Origin of the sequence: Pseudomonas sp. MYb60, assembly GCF_002979555.1 — a bacterium.
GTDB lineage: Bacteria > Pseudomonadota > Gammaproteobacteria > Pseudomonadales > Pseudomonadaceae > Aquipseudomonas.
In genome coordinates this window covers 43,203-60,506 of sequence record NZ_PCOZ01000002.1, presented here as the reverse complement: position 1 = coordinate 60,506, position 17,304 = coordinate 43,203, and the positions used below count along the sequence as shown (strand labels likewise).

Sequence of the window (17,304 nt, the reverse complement as noted above, 5' to 3'; positions counted from 1 at the left end):
CTCATCGGGGGCAAGCCCCCTCCCACATTTTTGACCGTGTGAACCCGATCAAGTGTCGGAGGGGGCTTGCCCCCGATGGCGGTCTATCAGTTACTGCGCGGTCGGGCCCACTTCACGCAGCGGCTTGCCACGCACTGGCGCGGTGCCTGCCACGTAGTAGTCGGCGGTGCTGCGCGGCAGCGGCTGGCGGCCACGGATCTTGTCGGCGATTTTCTCGGCGATCATGATCGTCGGCGCGTTCAGGTTACCCGTGGTGATGATCGGCATGATCGACGCATCCACAACGCGCAGCCCCTGCATGCCATGCACGCGGCCTTCAGCGTCCACTACCGCCATCTCGTCGGTGCCCATCTTGCACGAGCAGGACGGGTGGAACGCGGTCTCGGCGTGCTCGCGGATGAACGTGTCGAGCTGCTCATCGGTTTGCACTTCAATACCTGGGCTGATTTCGCGGCCACGGTACGGGTCCAGGGCCGGCTGTTGCATGATTTCACGGGTCAGGCGAATGCCGTCGCGGAATTCCTGCCAGTCCTGCTCGGAGGCCATGTAGTTGAAGAGGATGCTCGGGTAGTCCCGCGGGTTCTTCGACTTGAGTTGGATGCGACCACGGCTCGGCGAGCGCATGGAGCCCATGTGCGCCTGGAAACCGTGCTCTTTCACACCGTTGCTGCCGTTGTAGTTAATCGCCACTGGCAGGAAGTGGTACTGGATGTTCGGCCACTCGAACTCTTCACGGGTACGGATAAAACCGCCCGCTTCGAACTGGTTGCTGGCGCCGATGCCGGTGCCATTGAACAGCCACTCTGCACCAATGGCCGGCTGGTTGTACCAGAGCAGCGACGGGTACAGCGACACCGGTTGGGTGCACGCATATTGCAGGTACAGCTCAAGGTGATCCTGCAGGTTTTCACCGACGCCGGGCAGGTCGTGGACCACCGGGATGTCGAGGCTTTCCAGCAGTTTGGCCGGGCCGACACCGGAACGTTGCAGCAGTTGCGGCGAAGCGATTGCGCCGCTGCACACCAGTACTTCCTTGCGGGCACGGGCTTCAACGCGCTCTTCGGCAGCGCCGATCAGGTAACGCACGCCAACCGCACGCTTGCCTTCGAACAGCACTTTGTCGGTGAGGGCGTGGGTGACGATGGTCAGCGTCGAGCGCTTCTTGGCAGTGTCCAGGTAACCGCGCGCGGTGCTGGCGCGACGGCCATTCGGCGTGACGGTACGGTCCATCGGGCCGAAGCCTTCCTGCTGGTAGCCGTTCAAGTCTTCGGTGCGCGGGTAACCGGCCTGTACGCCGGCTTCCACCATGGCGTGGAACAGCGGGTTGTTGCCGGCTTTAGGCGTGGTCACGCTGACCGGGCCATCGCCGCCGTGCCAATCGTTGGGGCCGATGTCCCGGGTTTCAGCTTTTCTGAAATAGGGCAGGCAATCCAGGTAGGTCCAGTCTTCCAGGCCTGGCAGTTTCGACCAGCCGTCGTAGTCCATCGCGTTGCCACGGATGTAGCACATGCCGTTGATCAGCGAGGAACCGCCCAGGCCCTTGCCACGACCACATTCCATGCGGCGGCCGTCCATGTGTGGCTCTGGATCGGTCTCGTAGGCCCAGTTGTAGCGGCGCCCTTGCAGCGGGAAGGCCAGTGCGGCGGGCATCTGGGTACGGAAATCGAGACGGTAGTCCGGGCCGCCGGCTTCCAGCAGCAAAACGGTGACGCCTTCGTCTTCGGTCAGACGGGTCGCCAGGGTGTTACCGGCGGAGCCGGCACCCACAATGATGTAATCGTATTCTTGGGACATTGGATGCACCCTCTTTGAAGTGTGGTCAGGTAGGGCCTCATCGGGGGCAAGCCCCCTCCCACATTTGATCGGGTTCACACAGTCAAATGTGGGAGCTGGCTTGCCTGCGATAGGGCACTCACAGGCAATACAAGACTCGGCTCTTAGAACACCGAGGCGTAATCGCCCAGCTCAACCTGTACCGATTTGATGCGAGTGAAGTTGTTCAGCGAGCTGATACCGTTCTCACGACCTACACCCGATTGCTTGTAGCCACCGACCGGCATCTTCGCGTCGGATTCGCCCCAGGCGTTGATCCAGCAGATACCGGCTTCCAGCTGATGAATCACGCGGTGGGCGCGGTTCAGGTCCTTGGTCACCAGGCCGGCAGCCAGGCCGAAGTCGGTGTCGTTGGCGCGGCGGATCACTTCTTCTTCGGTTTCGTAGGTCAGGATCGCCATGACTGGACCGAAGATTTCTTCACGCACGATGACCATGTCGTCGGTGCAGTCGGTGAACACGGTCGGGGCCACGAAGGCACCGTTGGCGAAGTCGCCATCGGTCAGGCGGTCGCCGCCGCACAGCAGGCGGGCGCCTTGCTCTTTGCCCTTGGCGATGTAGCCGAGCACGCTTTCCATGTGGGCGAAGCTGACCAGCGGGCCGAAGTTGGTGTTTTCGTCTTCCGGGTTGCCGATGCGAATACGCGCGACACGCTCGACGATCTTGGCTTCGAACGCCGCTTGCAGGTGCTTGGGCACGAACACGCGGGTGCCGTTGGTGCAGACCTGGCCGGAGCTGTAGAAGTTGGCCATCATCGCGGTGTCGGCGGCGCGATCCAGGTCGGCGTCGTCGAAGATGATCAGCGGGGACTTGCCGCCCAGTTCCATGGTCACGTCTTTGAGCGAGGAGCTCGAGGCGCTGGCCATGACTTTCTTGCCGGTGTCGGTGCCGCCGGTGAACGAGATTTTCTCGATGCGCGGGTGCTCGGTCAGCCAGGTGCCGACTTCACGGCCGCTGCCGGTCAATACGTTGAACACGCCTGCTGGTACGCCGGCTTCGGTGTAGATCTCGGCCAGTTTCAGAGTGGTCAGCGAGGTGACTTCGCTTGGCTTGAAGATCATCGCGTTACCCGCGGCCAGGGCCGGTGCGGATTTCCACAGGGCGATCTGGATCGGGTAGTTCCACGCGCCGATACCGGCGACCACACCCAGCGGCTCGCGGCGGGTGTAGACGAACGACGTGTCGCGCAGCGGGATCTGCTCGCCTTCGATGGCCGGCACCAGGCCGGCGTAGTATTCCAGCACGTCGGCGCCGGTGACGATGTCGACGTATTTGGTTTCGGAGAAGGCTTTACCGGTGTCCAGGGTTTCCAGGGCCGCCAGCTCGTCGTTGCGCTCGCGCAGGATGTCGACGGCACGACGCAGGATGCGCGAACGCTCCATGGCGGTCATGGCGGCCCAGATTTTCTGGCCTTTTTCAGCGCTGACCACGGCACGTTCAACGTCTTCTTTCGTAGCGCGTTGCACTTGGGCGAGAACTTCACCGTTAGCCGGGTTGATGGCTTCGAAGGTGGCATCGCTGCCAGCGTCGCTGTAGCCGCCGTCAATGTAGAGTTTTTGCAGTTCGAAACGGGCCATAAAGTCCTCGCAAGTGCATAAGTGGTTGGCGTTGACCGCCGAACAGTGGGCCATAAGGGTGTGGCAACACTGAGCGACAGCAGTTCAGGGGTTGAGCGGTTATGTGTGCTCTAACTCACCTGCTTGGCCAATTGGAAATCCATGTATTCGTAAGCGATCCGTTGCGCCTGCGCCGTGTCGAAAGCGTCTCCCGACAGGGCGCCGCGCAACCACAAACCGTCGATCAGGGCCGCCAGGCCTCGGGCTGCTTTGCGTGCGTGCGGCAGCGGCAGCACTCGGCGGAACTGGCAGCACAGGTTGGAATACAGACGTTGATCGTTGATCCGCTGCAACCTGTGCAATGACGGGTGGTGCATGCTGGTGGCCCAGAAGGCCAGCCAGGTTTTCATTGCCGGTCCGTTGACCTGGCTGGCGTCGAAGTTGCCCTCGATGATCACCTGAAGATGTGCCCGTGGGCTGTCGTCCGTCAGCGCACGCCTGCGTTCGTGGACGTTGTCGATCAGCGCGTTCATCAAATAGCGCATCGTCGCTGCAATAAGGCCGTTCTTGTCCTTGAAGTAGTGACTGATGATGCCGTTCGAGACGCCGGCCAAACGGGCGATCAGCGCAATGCTGGCATCTCCCATCCCGACCTGATCGATGGCCGTCATCGTGGCTTCGATCAACTGCTGGCGGCGTATGGGTTGCATACCGACCTTGGGCATGTAGCACCTCTCCTTAGGCCATCCGACTGGCGTAAACGTCCGTCGGCTTGATGGCCAGTCTATTTTGTTTTGATTGAACGTTCAATCAACAAAGAATAAGCTCTGCGACAAATGGTCGCTGCCTACAGGTATTTCCTACAAATAGGCGGTGGCATCTGACACCTGCAAAAACCCTTGAAACCCCCCGTGTACCGCTTGCGTCGGGGCCCAAGGATTTTCGGGGTGTCTTTATAACACCCGTCCGTCGACTGCCGAAAAATCGATGTCCCGGGATAACCGTTGCCTTGTGTTTCTCTTTCGCACTGCCCGGAGCATCTGCGCCATGAGTTCTGCCTCTCTCATAAAGACCCCGCCAGAAAAGGTGCGGGTCAACGGTTGGGTGTTCTACACCTCCACCGCGTTGATTCTGTTGTTGACCGCCATCCTGATCATCGCCCCGCAGGAGGCCGGGCGCCTGCTCGGTGTCGCGCAAGCCTGGCTGTCGAAAAGCTTTGGCTGGTACTACATGGTGGTCATTGCCGCCTACCTGGTGTTCGTGGTGGGCCTGGCGTTTTCGTCCTACGGCAAGTTGAAGCTGGGCAGCAAGGACGACACCCCGGACTTCAGCTACGGCGCCTGGGCCGGCATGCTGTTCTCGTCGGGTATCGGCATCTCGCTGTTGTATTTCGGCGCCTCGGAGCCGTTGGACCACTACTTCAACCCGCCCGAAGGCGCCGCCGCCAGCAACATGGCTGCACGCCAGGCGCTGCAACTGACGTTCCTGCACTGGGGCCTGCACGGCTGGGCGATCTACGCCTTGGTCGGCCTGGCCGTGGCGTACTTCGCCTACCGTCACAACCAGCCGCTGGCCTTGCGTTCGGCGCTGTACCCGCTGGTGGGCGAGCGCTGGGTGAAGGGCGCGGCCGGCCACGCGGTGGACGGTTTTGGCATGTTCGTGACCCTGCTGGGCCTGGTGACCAACCTGGGGATTGGCGCGATGCAAGTGTCGTCCGGGCTGGAAAACCTGTTCGGCATGGCGCACAACAACACCAACCTGCTGATCGTGATCATCGTGATGAGCACCGTGGCAACCATCGCCGCCGTGTCGGGTGTGGAGAACGGCATTCGTCGCCTGTCCAACCTCAACATTGTGCTGTTCAGTGGCTTGCTGATCTTCGTGCTGTTGTTTGGCCCGACCCTGCACCTGCTCAACGGCCTGGTGCAGAACACCGGTGACTACCTCAACGGTATCGTGCTGAAGACCTTCGACCTGTATGTGTATGAAGGCGATGCGGCCAAGACCGAAGGCTGGATGGGCCTGTGGACCCTGTTCTACTGGGCCTGGTGGATTTCCTGGGCGCCATTCGTGGGCATGTTCATCGCGCGTATTTCCCGTGGCCGTTCGGTGCGTGAACTGGTGGCCGGCGTACTGCTGATCCCGCTGGGCTTTACCCTGGCGTGGCTGTCGATCTTCGGTAACTCGGCGCTGGACCTGGTGCTGAACCAGGGCGCGGTGGAGTTGGGCAAGACGGCACTGGAACAACCGTCGATGGCCATCTACCAATTGCTTGAGTACTACCCGGCGTCGAAAATCGTCATCGGGGTGTCGATCTTTGTGGGCTTCGTGCTGTTCCTGACCCCGGCGGATTCCGGCGCGGTGATGATGGCCAACCTTTCCTGCAAGGGCGGCAACGTGGATGAAGATGCGCCGCACTGGCTGCGGATCTTCTGGTCGGCGGTGATCACGCTGGTGACCATCGGCCTGCTGTTCGCGGGTAACTTCCAGGCCATGCAAACTATGGTGGTGTTGGCAGGGCTGCCGTTCTCGGTGGTGCTGGTGTGCTTCATGTTCGGCCTGCACAAGGCCATGCGCCAGGATGCGGCGATCGAACAGGAGCAGGCGCAATTGGCCGAGCGTGGCCGTCGTGGGTTCAGCGAGCGCTTGACTGCACTGGACCTGCAACCGAGCCAGGGCACGGTGCAGCGTTTCATGGACAAGCACGTAACGCCGGCGTTGGAAGAAGCAGCGGTGACGCTGCGGGACCAAGGGCTGGAAGTGCAGACCTTGCTCGGTAAGTCCAAGCGCTGCATCGGCGTGCGGATCGAGATGGAAGAGGGTAACCCGTTTGTCTACGAAGTGAGCCTGGATGCCTACTCGTCGGCACCGAGCGACCTGCCCGAGGAAGAGCGCACCCGTTACTACCGCGCTGAGGTCTACCTGCACAACGGTCCTCAGGAATACGACCTGATGGGCTTCACCCAGGAACAGATCACCCGGGATGTGCTCGATCAGTTTGAAAGCCATCGGCAGCTCCTTGGCCGGGTCTATAGCTGAAGCCTGGTAGTGCTTTAAGTGTGGGAGGGGGCAAGCCCTCTCCCACATTTGATTTGCAGTGTCTGTCAGCCCAGGTTCTTGCCTAGAAGGGCATGGTAGAGCTCGCTGTCGCCCAAGATCCCCACCACCTTGTTGTTGTCATGCAACACCAGCTTGTTGCCGGTGTGATAACGAATCTGCAGCGCATCGCGCATGCCGATATTGGAGTCCACCAGTGTCGGTACCCGGCCCAAACCTTCCACCGCTTGCCCCGGTGCCCAGTTCTGCAGGTTCATCACCACGCCATTCTGGCGCGCGCCCTGGATGGTGTTGCCTTCGGCCAGGTCCAGCCACGAGTCGCCACCTGGGTCCAGGCACACCGAACCGTTCACGCGCTTGCAGTTGTCCAGGGTGCGCATCAGGCTGCGGCCGCACAGTACGTTCAGCGGGTTGGTGTGGGCGACGAAGGTGCGCACATAGTCGTCTGCCGGGTTCAGCACGATTTCTTCCGGCACGCTGTACTGGATGATCTTGCCGTCTTTCATGATCGCGATACGGCTGCCCAGTTTGAGCGCCTCGTCGAGGTCGTGGCTCACGAACACGATGGTCTTGCTGAGCTTGCGCTGCAGCTCCAGCAACTCATCCTGAAGGCCCTGGCGGATCAGCGGATCGAGGGCGGAAAAGGGTTCGTCCATCAGCAGGATATCGGCGTCCATCGCCAACGCACGGGCCAGGCCGACGCGCTGCTGCATGCCGCCGGAAAGTTCGTCCGGCTTCTTGTTGCGCCATTGGGTCAGGCCCACCAGCTCGAGTTTTTCATCCACCAGCTTGCGTCGGTCTTTCTCCGGGCGGCCCTGCATCTCCAGGCCGAAGCTGATGTTTTCGCGCACCGTTAGCCAAGGCATCAGGGCGAACTTCTGGAACACCATGGCGATGCGCTTGGTGCGCATCATTTTCAGTTCGGCCGGCGTGCACGAAGCGATATCGATCTGGCGACCTTCATGCTCCACGAACAACTGGCCACGGCTGACAGTGTTGAGGCCGTTGATGCAGCGCAGCAGGCTCGACTTGCCCGAGCCCGACAGGCCCATCAGCACGCAGATCTCGCCTTTCTCAATGTCCAGGCTGGCCTTCTCGACGCCGACAATCTGCCCGGTCTTTTTCAGGATCTCGTTACGGCTCATGCCCTGGTCCAGCAGCTTGAGTGCTTCGCGTGGGTCTTTGGAGAAGATTACGTCGACATTGTCGAATCGGATAATGCTCATGCATCACCCCCTACTTTGGCGTCGGGTTGTTTGCAGATGCGGTCGAGCATGATGGCCAGCAATACGATTGCCAGGCCGGCTTCAAAGCCCAGGGCAATGTCGGCGGTGTTGAGTGCGTTGACCACGGGTTTGCCGAGGCCGTCGGCGCCCACCAGGGCCGCGATCACCACCATCGACAACGACAGCATGATGCATTGGGTAATGCCGGCGGCGATGCTCGGCATGGCGTGGGGCAGTTCGATGCGCGAGAGCAACTGACGGCGCGAGCAGCCAAAGGCCTTGCCGGCGTCCATCAACTCTTGCGGTACATCGCGGATACCCAGGTAAGTCAGGCGGATCGGCGCGGCAATCGCGAACACCACCGTGGAAATCAGCCCAGGCACCACACCCAGCCCGAAGAGGGTCAGGGTAGGGATGAGGTAGACGAAGGTCGGTACGGTCTGCATCAGGTCGAGCACCGGCCGCATCATGGTGTAGAACATCGGCTTGTGCGCGGCAACAATGCCCAGCGGCACGCCGATGACCACGCAGACCAGGGTGGCGAACATTACCTGCGCCAGGGTCTCCATGGTTTCCTGCCAGTACCCCAGGTTGAGGATCAGCAGGAAGGAGGCGATGACAAACACCGTCAGGCCCCATTTGCGTTGAATGAAGTGAGCCAGCAGCGCAATCAGACCGATCAATGCCAGCGGATTGAACCAGGTCAGCGCGAACGTCACGCCGTGGATCATCGTTTCCAGGGTCGATGCGATTGCGTCGAAGTAGTTGGCACCGTGTTGGGTCAACCAATCGACGAAGGCAGCGATGTACTGGCCTAGTGGGATTTTCTGTTCAGTCAGCATGGTAGTGAATGTCCACATGCGAAGAGGGAAAACATCCCGGGGCAGCGCACCGCCCCGGGGATAGCGGATTACTTGGCGAGGTAGGCTTTAACGGCGTCGATTCCTGGTTTGCCATCAACGGTGGTGACACCGGCGAGCCAGGTGTCGAGGACTTGCGGGTTGGCTTTCAGCCAGGCTTTGGCGGCGGCGTCCGGCTTCTGTTTGTCGTCCAGGACTTTGCCCATCAGGGTGCTTTCCATGTCGAGGGTGAACACCAGGTTTTTCAGCAACTGGCCCACGTTGCTGCATTCCTGGGTGTAGCCCTTGCGGGTGTTGGTGTAGATGGTGGCCTGGCCGTAGTTGGGGCCGAACGAGTCGTCACCGCCAGTCAGGTACTTCATCTTGAAGCGGGTGTTCATCGGGTGCGGTTCCCAGCCGAGGAACACGATGGCCTGGTTGCGCTTGGAGGCGCGTTCGACTTGGGAGAGCATCCCCGCTTCGCTGGATTCGACCACTTTGAAACCAGCGGTTTTGAGGCCGAAGGCGTCTTTGTCGATCAGCGTCTGGATGGTGCGGTTACCGTCATTGCCCGGCTCGATGCCGTAGATCTTGCCGCCCAGCTCATCCTTGAATTTGGCGATGTCGGCGAAGTCTTTCAGGCCTTTGTCATACAGTGCCTCGGGCACTGCCAGGGTGTATTTGGCGTTCTCCAGGTTGGCGCGAATGGTTTCCACGGTGCCGGCATCTCGGTACTGCTTGATGTCGTTTTCCATGGTCGGCATCCAGTTGCCGAGGAAGATGTCCATGTTCTTGCCGTCAGCCAGGGACTTGTAGGTCACCGGTACCGAGATCATCGTGGTGCGTGGCTTGTAGCCCAGGCCCTTGAGGATCTCACTGGTGGTTGCGGTAGTGACGGTGATGTCGGTCCAGCCAACATCGGAGAAATTGACGGTCTTGCATTGTTCCGGTTCAGCAGCGTGTGCCAGGGCTGGCAGACTCAGCATGGCGGCCAACAACAACGAGGATGAAGCTTTCATGGGGCTAGACTCCTGTGTTTTTTCTGGCGGCATTCGCCGCGCTTTATGCGTGTTGCGGTTGGAGCGTGCGATCAAGCGGCGGCACGGTGCCTTGCAAACGAGTCGGGACTGATCATGTACCAGTGAAAATCTGACGCCTACAGGGGGCGTCGTAACCAGTACAGGGATGGTCGTATCCAGTGTTGGTGACGTCGCTTACAGATTTCCTGACGCTTAAATCGCGTGTTTCACGCGATCTGCACCGCAAAAAACGGCCGAAACGCCTCATCGCACGGGAGCGACGCTGGTGAGCATGGGTGCGTCGGTGTGAGACGCCGGGAGGGCCGCCAAAAGCTAGATGATGCGGCCATCTGGGCGATCTGAGCGTAGCACCTCGTTCAAGCCTGGCCGTGCTTATCGAGGAGTTCTACCGCAATGGCTATCAGCGTTTTCGACCTGTTCAAGATCGGCATCGGGCCTTCGAGTTCTCACACCGTCGGCCCCATGCGCGCCGCGGCGTTGTTCGTTCAAGGGTTGCGTGAACGCGAATTGTTGGAGCAAGTGCGGCGCGTCGAAGTTCAGCTCTACGGCTCTCTGTCCGCCACCGGCATCGGTCACGGCAGCGACACCGCGACCATCATGGGCCTGATGGGCGAATGGCCCGACGCGATCGATCCGTCGCAGATCGGTATCCGCATCAGCACCCTGCGCGAAACCGACACGTTGCTGCTGGACGGGCGTTTGCCGGTGCCGTTTGTCTGGGCGCGGGACATGCGCCTGCTCGACGAAAACCTGCCCTTTCACCCCAACGCCATGACCCTGGTGGTGTTCGGCGATGACGGTGAGGTGTACCGCTACACCTACTATTCGGTCGGCGGCGGTTTTGTGGTGGATGAGGCCCAGGCGCAAAGCGGTGTGGCTGACATGGACCGCACCGAGCTGCCCTATGATTTTTCCAGCGCTGCCGAGCTGTTGCAGCTGTGCAAGACCCACAACCTGCGCGTGGCCGAGTTGATGCTGGCCAATGAAAAGGTCTGGCGCAGCGAAGAAGAAATCCGCAGCGGCCTGCTCACACTCTGGCACGCCATGCAGGATTGTGTGGAGCAGGGGCTCAAGCACGAAGGCATCCTGCCCGGCGGCCTCAACGTGCGGCGCCGGGCGGCCAAGTTGCACCGCAGCCTGCAGGAGCTGAACAAGCCTAACGTGATTGGCTCGACCTTGAGCGCGATGGAATGGGTGAACCTGTTCGCCCTGGCGGTCAACGAAGAAAACGCCGCCGGTGGGCGCATGGTCACTGCGCCCACCAATGGTGCGGCGGGGATCATTCCGGCGGTGCTGCATTACTTCATGAAGTTCAGCGAAGACGTTACCGAAGCCAACGTGGTCGACTACCTGCTCGGCGCAGCGGCGGTAGGCATCCTGTGCAAGAAGAACGCATCGATCTCGGGTGCCGAAGTCGGTTGCCAGGGTGAGGTGGGGTCAGCCTGTGCCATGGCGGCTGCCGGACTGGCAGAGATCCTTGGTGCCACGCCGGAACAACTGTGCAACGCCGCCGAGATTGGCCTGGAACATAACCTGGGCCTTACCTGCGACCCGGTGGGCGGGTTGGTGCAGGTGCCCTGTATTGAGCGCAACGCTATCGCAGCAGTGAAGGCGATCAACGCGGCGCAGATGGCGTTGCGTGGCGATGGCCAGCACTTTATCTCGCTGGACCGGGTGATTCGCACCATGCGCGATACCGGGGCGGATATGCATGACAAGTACAAAGAGACATCGCGGGGTGGGTTGGCGGTGAGTGCCGTGGAGTGTTGAGTCAGTGACACCGCTATCGGGGGCAAGCCCCCTCCCACACTTGACCGAGTTCCAGCATGAGAGAGCGGTCAAAATGTAGGAGGGGGCAAGCCCCCTCCCATACTTGACCGAGTTCCAGCATGAGAGAGCGGTCAAAATGTAGGAGGGGGCAAGCCCCCTCCCATACTTGACCGAGTTCCAGCATGAGAGAGCGGTCAAAATGTAGGAGGGGGCAAGCCCCCTCCCATACTTGACCGAGTTCCAGCATGAGAGAGCGGTCAAAATGTAGGAGGGGGCAAGCCCCCTCCCATACTTGACCGAGTTCCAGCATGAGAGTGCGGTCAAAATGTGGGAGGGGGCTTGCCCCCGATAGCAATTGCCCAGTCACCACTGCTCATAAAATGCACACCAAAACCAAAAGCGCCACCTTTTAGCGCGTCGCAAACAGATAAGTAGCTCCCAAACGATTTTCCGCCTGACCTTCCGTCGCCCGTGCGCTGGGTGACAGACTTCTCCTACATCCGCAAAGCGCCTTCCCACAAGTGCTACCGTTCTGCTCACACCCCGCGAGCGGTGCGATTCCTACGTCTGATTCCGGGCCTGTCCGCGCGACTCTTGCGCGCACAGATAGACAGCCCAATAGGTCGTTTTCAGGATTTATTGATTGGCCATTCAATTTTAGGCATGGCAATTGCTCTATCAATTCAAAGCCTCTCGCTCAGCGTTTTCACAGGCAGGGATGAAGAGCGCAATAACAAGAGCCTCGCCTGAGGCCATCACCCGCTTGTGTGAGGAGATACCGCGATGACGTCGTTCAACTCCGGGGCCCAACCCCAGAACCGTGCGCCTCAATCCATCGGCTTTTTGCTGCTGGACAATTTCACGCTGATTTCCCTGGCGTCCGCTGTTGAACCCCTGCGGATGGCCAACCAGCTGTCCGGCCGCGAGCTGTATCGCTGGACCACGCTGAGCGTCGACGGCAATCAGGTATGGGCCAGCGACGGTCTGCAAATCACCCCCGATGCTTCCATGCACAAGGCCCCGGTCCTGGACACGGTGATCGTGTGCGGCGGCGTGGGCATCCAGCGTACCGTCACCCGTGAACATGTGTCGTGGCTGCAAAGCCAGGCGCGCCAGTCCCGTCGCCTCGGCGCGGTGTGCACTGGCAGCTGGGCCCTGGCGTGCGCCGGTTTGCTCGATGGGTTCGATTGCAGCGTGCACTGGGAATGCCTGGCGTCGATGCAGGAAGCCTTCCCGCGCGTGGCGATGAGCACACGCTTGTTCACCCTCGACCGCAACCGCTTCACCAGCTCCGGTGGCACCGCGCCGCTGGACATGATGCTGCACCTGATCAGCCGCGATCACGGGCGTGAGCTGTCCGCCGCGATCTCCGAGATGTTTGTGTACGAACGCATCCGCAATGAACAGGATCACCAGCGCGTGCCGCTCAAGCACATGCTCGGCACCAACCAGCCCAAGTTGCAGGAAATCGTCGCGCTGATGGAGGCCAACCTGGAAGAGCCGATCGACCTGGACGAACTGGCGGTGTACGTCGCCGTGTCCCGTCGCCAGCTGGAGCGTTTGTTCCAGAAATACCTGCATTGTTCGCCGTCGCGCTACTACCTCAAGTTGCGCCTTATCCGTGCACGGCAATTGCTCAAGCAAACGCCGATGTCGATCATCGAAGTGGCGTCGGTGTGCGGGTTCGTCTCCACACCGCACTTCTCCAAATGCTACCGCGAATACTTCGGCATTCCGCCACGGGATGAGCGCGTCGGGTCCAACACCACGCAACAAGTGGCGATGATGCCGATTCCGCAGGCGTTGGTGTTGTCACCGTTGGCGGGGCCGCTGTCCGCGTTGAGCCAGGCGCGCAATGAGTCGACTTTTGCCAGTGTGAGGCTCTAGACCGAGTCGGCTGCATCGGGGGCAAGCCCCCTCCCACCGTTGACCGAGTGTCAACATGAGAACGCGGTCAAACTGTGGGAGGGGGCTTGCCCCCGATAGCACTCTATCAGGCGCCAGAGCTCTGCTTGAACTGCACCAACGCCGGCAACAGCTGCTTATCGATCGCCTGCCTTACCGCCGGCAAAATCGTCGCGCTGCCGGTGTACATCTGCTCCACCATGCCCTTGAGCGCCTTGGCCCGCGCCGCGCTCAAGCCGCGTACCGCGCACTCGCAAGCCTGCTCGGCCGTGGCGCCGCTGGATACTTCGAAACCCAGGGAGCGCAGCTGGCTCAGCAGGTCGTCCTGGTCAATCAAATCCGCGTGCATCATGACGTTTATCCTTGTTAGGGAAGCGGGGTTTGATCTGGATTCTGGTAGCCGCCCGAGCGGTCGGCAAGAGCCGATCGCCGGAATGCCTCAGATGGCTATGGGCATGTCGTTTTCGGGCCATTTACGTGCCTCGCGAATGGGCACACTGAACACCAGCAAGCGACCTGAAGGTTTGGTCACCCTCACGAAGCAAGGCTCACACAACCTCCTCTGCCCCGATCCTGTCACGGCTTGATCGGGGCTTTTTTTATGCCGATGACGCGGCCGAGCAGGGCGGGGCGCGGCAGGTCGGTTTGTTCGGCCGTGATGGCGTCGAGCCGTTGCAGGGTCGCCTCGGTAAACGGTGCCGACTGCGGCCCCGCCAGGTCCACATGCAGCAGCATCTGTTCATTGCCCGCCAGTTCCTTCTCGCCGCCAGCCAGGTGCAAGCTGTGATAGAGGTGCAGGCGCTTGGCATCATGGGCGATGAGTTGGGTGCGCACCTCGACCTCGGCACCCAGTTTCACCTCGTGCAGGTAGTTGAGGTGCAGCTCCAGGGTAAACAGCGAATGGCCGCTGGCTTCGCGGTTCTGGCTGTCCAGGCCGAGCGTGTCCATCAGCGCGTCGGTGGCGTAGCTGAAGATCAGCAAGTAGAACGCATCGCGCAGATGACCGTTGTAGTCGACCCAGTCGGGGTGGATGTTGGTGGTGTAAGTAGTCAATGCAGGCATGGCGTGTACTCGGTCAAAAATGAGGGAGGGGGCTTGCCCCTCCCTCATTGGTTCATTCGGCGAACGTCATACCGTGTTTTTCCTTGGTGGTCTTTACCGCTTCCAGCACCGCCAACAGGCAATCATCACGATAGCGCTCAAGCGCCGAAATGCTGTGTGTACCCAACTGATCGCTCGTGCCATCCACCACATCATCAATCAATTTTTCAGTCAGCTCCGGCGCTGGCAGATACGTCCACGGCAACTGCAGTGCCGGGCCGAACTGGGCCATGAAGTGGCGCATGCCGGCATCGCCGCCTGCCAGGGTGTAGGTGAGGAAAGTGCCCATGAACGACCAGCGCAGCCCCGCGCCAAAGCGGATGGCGTCGTCGATTTCGCCGGTGGTGGCCACGCCGTCGTTGACCAGGTGCAGCGCTTCACGCCACAGCGCTTCGAGCAGGCGGTCGGCGATAAAACCGGGGACTTCCTTGCGTACATGCAGTGGGCGCATGCCGAGGGATTCGTACACGTTGATCGCTGCTTGAATGGCCTCTGGCGCAGTGTTTTTGCCGCCGACGACTTCCACCAGCGGCAGCAGGTAGACCGGGTTGAACGGGTGGCCGACCACGCAGCGTTCCGGGTGGGTTGAGCTCTCGTAGAACTCACTGGGCAGCAGGCCCGAAGTGCTTGAGCCGATCAGTGCGTTGGGCTTGGCAGCGGCGCTGATCTTGCTGTGCAATTCCAGTTTCACTTCCAGGCGTTCCGGCGCGCTTTCCTGGATGAAGTCGGCGTCTTTCACGCACTCTTCAATGGTGGCGACAAAGCGCAGGCGGTCCTGCGACGCACCTGGCGCCAGGCCTTGTTTTTCCAGGGCGCCCCAGGCGTTGGCAACCCGTTTGCGCAGCGCGGCTTCGGCGCCGGGGGCCGGGTCCCAGGCGACCACATCCAGGCCATGGGCGAGGGCGCGGGATACCCAGCCGCTGCCGATGACACCGCTGCCGAGGGCGGCGAAGGTTTTGATTTCGGTGATAAAGCTCATTGGCGAAAATCCTGAATAATGTGATGTACCCCTGTGGGAGGAGGTTTGCGCCCTCCCACCTGTTGATCAGCGGCGTTGGGTCAGGCCCATCTTTGCCCGGCCCTCTGCGGGGGTCATGACCCGTGCACCCAGGCGGCTGAGGATTTCGCTGGCGCGCTCCACCAGTTGGCCGTTGGTGGCCAGCACGCCCTTGTCCAGCCACAGGTTGTCTTCCAGCCCGACCCGCACGTTGCCCCCCAGCAGCACCGCCTGCGCGGCCATCGGCATCTGCATGCGCCCAATGCCGAAGCCGGCCCACACCGCATCGGCAGGCAGGTTGTCGACCATGGCCTTCATGGTAGTGGTATCTGCCGGCGCGCCCCACGGGATGCCCAAGCACAGTTGGAACAGCGGGTTGTCCAGCAGGCCTTCCTTGATCATCTGCTTGGCGAACCACAGGTGGCCGGTGTCGAAGATTTCCAGTTCGGCCTTCACACCCAGTTCCTGGATGCGCTTGGCGCCGGCGCGCAGCTGGGCTGGGGTGGACACGTAAATGGTGTCGCCATCGCCAAAGTTCAGGGTGCCGCAATCGAGCGTGCAGATTTCCGGCAGCAGCGCTTCGACGTGGGCCAGGCGGGTCAGGGGGCCGACCAGGTCAGTGTTGGGACCGAACGCCATCGGGTTCTCGCCGCCGCCGATCTCCAGGTCGCCACCCATGCCGGCGGTGAGGTTGACGATGATGTCGATGTCGGCCTCGCGGATGCGCTCCATCACTTCGCGGTACAGGGCCACGTCGCGGCTGAACTTGCCGGTTTCGGGATCACGCACGTGGCAGTGCACCACGGTGGCACCGGCCTTGGCGGCTTCCACCGCGGCGGCGGCGATTTGCTTGGGGGTGACCGGCACGTGTGGGCTGCGGCTGGTCGTGTCGCCAGCACCGGTGAGTGCGCAGGTGATGATGACGTCATGGTTCATGGGGCGGTTCCTTACAGGCGTGGTGATGCCGTTCGCGGTCGACAGCGACCGCGAAACGGTGGTTGGAAGTGGGTTACTTGCGGGTCAGTTGCAGGTTGGCCGCCGCGGGCTTGCCGTCAAAGGTGGTCACCCCTTCGAGCCAGCGCGCCTGGTCTTGCGGGTGGTCCTTGAGCCACTGCCTGGCGGACTCGAGGGCGTCCTTGTGATCCAGCAGCGGTTGCATCATCCGGCTCTCGTCAGCAGCAGTGAAGGTGAGGTTGGTCAGCAACTTGTGCACGTTGGGGCACTGTTCGGCGTAGGTCGGCGCGGTGACAGTCCATACGGTCGCCATGCCTTCGTTCGGGCCCAGGGCGTCCTCGCTGCCGCCGAGGTAGGTCATGGCGACGTTGACGTTCATCGGGTGTGGCGCCCAGCCGAAGAACACCACGGCCTCTTTGCGGCGCACAGCGCGGTCAACGGCGGCGAGCATGCCGGCTTCGCTGGACTCGACGAGCTGGAATTTGCCCAGGCCGAATTGGTTCTTGGCGATCATCGCCTTGATCTGGGTATTGGCGCCCGAGCCTGGCTCAATGCCGTAGATCTTGCCGCCCAGTTCCTTTTCGAACTTGGCGATGTCGGCGAAATTTTTCAGGCCCTTGTCCGCCAGGTAAGTCGGCACGGCGAGGGTAGCGCGTGCATCTTCCAGGCTCGGTTTGTCGAGAACCTTGACCTGCTTGGCGTCGACGAACGGCGTGATCGTCTGGGTCATCAGCGGGTTCCAGTAGCCCAGGAACAAGTCCAGGCGCTGGTCGCGAATGCCGGCGAAGATGATCTGCTGGGAGGCGCTGGTCTGTTTGGTCTTGTAGCCGAGGCCGTCGAGCAACACTTGGGTCATGGCGCTGGTGGCGATGACGTCGGTCCAATTCACCACGCCCATGCGCACGTTCTGGCAGGACGCCGCGTCGGCCGCCATCGCGTTGGTGCTCAAGAGTGCGCTGGCGCTGAGTGCGAGCATCAGTCGTTTCATGGTGGTTCCCTCGGCAGGTCGTTATTGTGGGGTGCCGG

General features: G+C 61.3%; 14 protein-coding genes. 3 read left to right on the top strand and 11 right to left on the bottom strand.

Annotation, left to right across the window (positions count from 1 at the left end; translation table 11 throughout):
* Positions 1-90 precede the first annotated feature (90 nt).
* From betA to betI, 3 genes are all read right to left on the bottom strand, one after another.
* Positions 91-1,794, bottom strand: a complete 1,704-nt coding sequence (betA, locus tag CQ041_RS02985) for a choline dehydrogenase (protein ID WP_105521026.1) — start codon at positions 1,792-1,794, stop codon at positions 91-93.
* Between the two features lie 143 nt (positions 1,795-1,937).
* A complete protein-coding gene (betB, locus tag CQ041_RS02980; RefSeq protein ID WP_105521025.1) occupies positions 1,938-3,410 on the bottom strand; it encodes a betaine-aldehyde dehydrogenase in 1,473 nt (490 codons plus the stop codon).
* A gap of 110 nt (positions 3,411-3,520) precedes the next feature.
* Positions 3,521-4,114 (bottom strand): transcriptional regulator BetI, encoded by a 594-nt coding sequence (gene betI, locus CQ041_RS02975; protein WP_105521024.1) that lies wholly within the window; start codon positions 4,112-4,114, stop codon positions 3,521-3,523.
* 379 nt (positions 4,115-4,493) lie between these two features.
* Here betI and CQ041_RS02970 point away from each other — a divergent pair, with 379 nt between their 5' ends.
* Positions 4,494-6,428, top strand: coding sequence for a BCCT family transporter (locus tag CQ041_RS02970; protein ID WP_231501151.1), 1,935 nt, complete (start codon positions 4,494-4,496; stop codon positions 6,426-6,428).
* Between the two features lie 65 nt (positions 6,429-6,493).
* On the opposite strand, the gene choV is transcribed toward CQ041_RS02970, so the two are convergent.
* The 3 genes from choV to CQ041_RS02955 all read right to left on the bottom strand — a co-directional run bounded on the left by choV (position 6,494) and on the right by CQ041_RS02955 (position 9,530).
* Complete coding sequence (choV, locus tag CQ041_RS02965) at positions 6,494-7,672, bottom strand: choline ABC transporter ATP-binding protein (RefSeq protein WP_105521022.1); 1,179 nt, start codon at positions 7,670-7,672, stop codon at positions 6,494-6,496.
* Positions 7,669-8,514 (bottom strand): choline ABC transporter permease subunit, encoded by an 846-nt coding sequence (choW, locus tag CQ041_RS02960; RefSeq protein WP_105521021.1) that lies wholly within the window; start codon positions 8,512-8,514, stop codon positions 7,669-7,671. Before choW ends, choV begins: the two co-directional genes overlap by 4 nt.
* A 68-nt stretch (positions 8,515-8,582) precedes the next feature.
* The gene (locus CQ041_RS02955; protein WP_105521020.1) at positions 8,583-9,530 is read right to left on the bottom strand and encodes a choline ABC transporter substrate-binding protein; all 948 of its coding nucleotides are present in this window, start codon (positions 9,528-9,530) and stop codon (positions 8,583-8,585) included.
* Between the two features lie 414 nt (positions 9,531-9,944).
* Here CQ041_RS02955 and CQ041_RS02950 point away from each other — a divergent pair, with 414 nt between their 5' ends.
* Entirely contained in the window at positions 9,945-11,321 is a 1,377-nt protein-coding gene (locus CQ041_RS02950; protein WP_105521019.1) for an L-serine ammonia-lyase, read from the top strand.
* A 783-nt stretch (positions 11,322-12,104) separates the two neighbouring features.
* Complete coding sequence (locus tag CQ041_RS02940) at positions 12,105-13,208, top strand: GlxA family transcriptional regulator (RefSeq protein ID WP_105521018.1); 1,104 nt, start codon at positions 12,105-12,107, stop codon at positions 13,206-13,208.
* Positions 13,209-13,314: 106 nt separating this feature from the next.
* Here the strand turns inward: CQ041_RS02940 and CQ041_RS02935 are convergent, their stop codons facing one another.
* The 5 genes from CQ041_RS02935 to CQ041_RS02915 form a co-directional block, all read right to left on the bottom strand.
* Positions 13,315-13,578, bottom strand: coding sequence for a hypothetical protein (locus CQ041_RS02935; RefSeq protein WP_105521017.1), 264 nt, complete (start codon positions 13,576-13,578; stop codon positions 13,315-13,317).
* A gap of 224 nt (positions 13,579-13,802) precedes the next feature.
* Positions 13,803-14,288: a thioesterase family protein gene (locus tag CQ041_RS02930; RefSeq protein WP_105521016.1), complete on the bottom strand. Its 486-nt coding sequence runs from the start codon at positions 14,286-14,288 to the stop codon at positions 13,803-13,805.
* 52 nt (positions 14,289-14,340) lie between these two features.
* A complete protein-coding gene (locus tag CQ041_RS02925) occupies positions 14,341-15,306 on the bottom strand; it encodes an L-carnitine dehydrogenase (RefSeq protein ID WP_105521015.1) in 966 nt (321 codons plus the stop codon).
* A 66-nt stretch (positions 15,307-15,372) separates the two neighbouring features.
* Positions 15,373-16,260, bottom strand: a complete 888-nt coding sequence (locus tag CQ041_RS02920) for a 3-keto-5-aminohexanoate cleavage protein (RefSeq protein ID WP_105521014.1) — start codon at positions 16,258-16,260, stop codon at positions 15,373-15,375.
* Between the two features lie 73 nt (positions 16,261-16,333).
* A complete protein-coding gene (locus CQ041_RS02915) occupies positions 16,334-17,266 on the bottom strand; it encodes a choline ABC transporter substrate-binding protein (protein ID WP_105521013.1) in 933 nt (310 codons plus the stop codon).
* Between the last annotated feature and the right edge of the window lie 38 nt (positions 17,267-17,304).

Bases quoted from the DNA above. Each gene is read 5' to 3' on its own strand.
- CQ041_RS02950 (WP_105521019.1), top strand. From the start codon at position 9,945: ATGGCTATCAGCGTTTTCGACCTGTTCAAGATCGGCATCGGGCCTTCG.
- CQ041_RS02915 (WP_105521013.1), bottom strand. From the start codon at position 17,266: ATGAAACGACTGATGCTCGCACTCAGCGCCAGCGCACTCTTGAGCACC.
- choV (WP_105521022.1), bottom strand. From the start codon at position 7,672: ATGAGCATTATCCGATTCGACAATGTCGACGTAATCTTCTCCAAAGAC.
- CQ041_RS02930 (WP_105521016.1), bottom strand. From the start codon at position 14,288: ATGCCTGCATTGACTACTTACACCACCAACATCCACCCCGACTGGGTC.
- choW (WP_105521021.1), bottom strand. From the start codon at position 8,514: ATGCTGACTGAACAGAAAATCCCACTAGGCCAGTACATCGCTGCCTTC.
- betB (WP_105521025.1), bottom strand. From the start codon at position 3,410: ATGGCCCGTTTCGAACTGCAAAAACTCTACATTGACGGCGGCTACAGC.
- CQ041_RS02940 (WP_105521018.1), top strand. From the start codon at position 12,105: ATGACGTCGTTCAACTCCGGGGCCCAACCCCAGAACCGTGCGCCTCAA.
- betI (WP_105521024.1), bottom strand. From the start codon at position 4,114: ATGCCCAAGGTCGGTATGCAACCCATACGCCGCCAGCAGTTGATCGAA.
- CQ041_RS02925 (WP_105521015.1), bottom strand. From the start codon at position 15,306: ATGAGCTTTATCACCGAAATCAAAACCTTCGCCGCCCTCGGCAGCGGT.
- CQ041_RS02920 (WP_105521014.1), bottom strand. From the start codon at position 16,260: ATGAACCATGACGTCATCATCACCTGCGCACTCACCGGTGCTGGCGAC.
- CQ041_RS02935 (WP_105521017.1), bottom strand. From the start codon at position 13,578: ATGATGCACGCGGATTTGATTGACCAGGACGACCTGCTGAGCCAGCTG.
- betA (WP_105521026.1), bottom strand. From the start codon at position 1,794: ATGTCCCAAGAATACGATTACATCATTGTGGGTGCCGGCTCCGCCGGT.
- CQ041_RS02955 (WP_105521020.1), bottom strand. From the start codon at position 9,530: ATGAAAGCTTCATCCTCGTTGTTGTTGGCCGCCATGCTGAGTCTGCCA.